Here is a 1740-nt window from a genome sequence, read left to right as displayed (position 1 = left end):
TGACATCGAGTTCTGGACAGCCTCGGACCCATTGAAGGTTCTCCGTACACAGGCTTACAATCCGATGTTTTACCTTAATAATCTGCTGATTTATTTTAATTCCCGCTCCCTTGTTATCGAAAAAGAAGGTAGCGTCGATGTGGATATGATGTTTTCACAGTTTTATGTAAGCAACGACTACCCGCCACCCTTCTGGAAGAATCAATTTCAGCGTACACCCACTTATGTGCTGCATCCGGAACAAACATTTACCGTATCCAATCTGAATTCTTCGGTAAAGGCTCAGCTCATTCCATTCTCATTCCGTATGCCATCATCCAACTATCAGGTGATTGCGTTATTGGACGCCCGTTTGATGAAGGAAGCGTTCTATGGCATAGAGGATAATCGGCAGTTCATGATTCTGCAAGAAGATGGATCGCTGCTGTATAGTTCTCCGGGGAAGCTGTCTGCAAGTGATATTCCTGCTTTCATTGACGGTAATGACTACGGCTTGTCCGGTGATTATTACTTCTTTTTTGAGAAAAATGAAGGCTCGCTTCTCACCTATGTGACGGCCGTACCCTATTACAACATTGCTTCCAAAGTAAAGAACGCCAGCTGGACGCTGGTTCTGGTCTTTGCCGTATCCATTATAATCGGGTTGCTTACTTCCGTATTCCTCAGCCGCAAGCTCAATCAGCCGGTTAAGCAGATGGTCAACTCGATTCTACGCCGGGATCCCGTCAAGCTGGAGAGCACCATTCACGAATTCGATCTGATCCACCAAAACATTCGCGAATTAATGAACGAAAAGGACGCGGTTCATCAAGAGCTGTTGGACAAACGCTCACTTCTCACCAGCTTTGGTTATATCAATAAATTAAAGGCAATTACATCCGATATCAATGACTGGAAGGATATCGCCGAAATGGATGAGCCTTTCTTGATCGTACTATTCCAGCTTCATTTCAAGGTGCGCTCCTTAAAGGACAGTGAGATGAAAACAGACCGTATGGCCTACTTTATTCAGGAGTATATTAAGGTTCTCTTCTCCGAGCATTTTCCTACTTCACAAACGTTTCAAGTGGAGAATAACCAGATCCTGTCGCTGATCTGCGGTAATGATTTAACGGAGGAGTTGGACCGCGCGCTGACAATACTGAAGACGATATTGGACCGTGACAAAGCCTACTTTCTGGTAACTATCGCCATCAGTTCGGCATATGAGCATTCGTCCCAATTCAATGAGGCTTATCGGGAGGTGTTGAACATGGCCCAACTGGCAAGGCCTTTGGATGAAAGTCAGGTAATTCGGGAACGCAGCAGCATACCCACCCAACTTGTATTCACTGTGCCGCAGGAGCAGGAGCTGTATGCCAACCTGCAGGAAGGCAATCACCTTAACTGCATTACGTTCATGAACCGAATGCTCTCTCAGTTTGATAAAAAGGGAGTCAGTGTTCAACAATTGAGGCAGCTTGCCGAAGGAGTCATTGCGCGGGTCGTGAAATTGTTAGAGCCTTATGGAATCGATGTGAACTCGTCCATCTATCAGCAGCAGCAGTTGGCGCTCATGGAGGAATGCTATACGCTCGACCAGTTTAGGCAATTTTATATGGAACTGTTTCAAGCTAGCGCGGCGATTATCCGATCCAAAAAAGACGAACAGGACCCCACCATTTCGTTCGTCATGAGTTACATAGAGAACCGGTTCGCAGACGATTTATCGCTCGACCAGCTCGCCGATAAGTTGAACAT

General features: G+C 46.0%; 1 protein-coding gene. It reads left to right on the top strand.

What is annotated here, in order from left to right:
- On the top strand, nucleotides 1–1740 hold a 1740-nt coding region (locus tag G9U52_RS38695), incomplete at both ends, for an AraC family transcriptional regulator (RefSeq protein WP_166158763.1).

This window comes from Paenibacillus agricola (genome assembly GCF_011440305.1).
GTDB lineage: Bacteria > Bacillota > Bacilli > Paenibacillales > NBRC-103111 > Paenibacillus_S > Paenibacillus_S agricola.
This window is presented reverse-complemented; position numbering and strand designations above follow the sequence as displayed.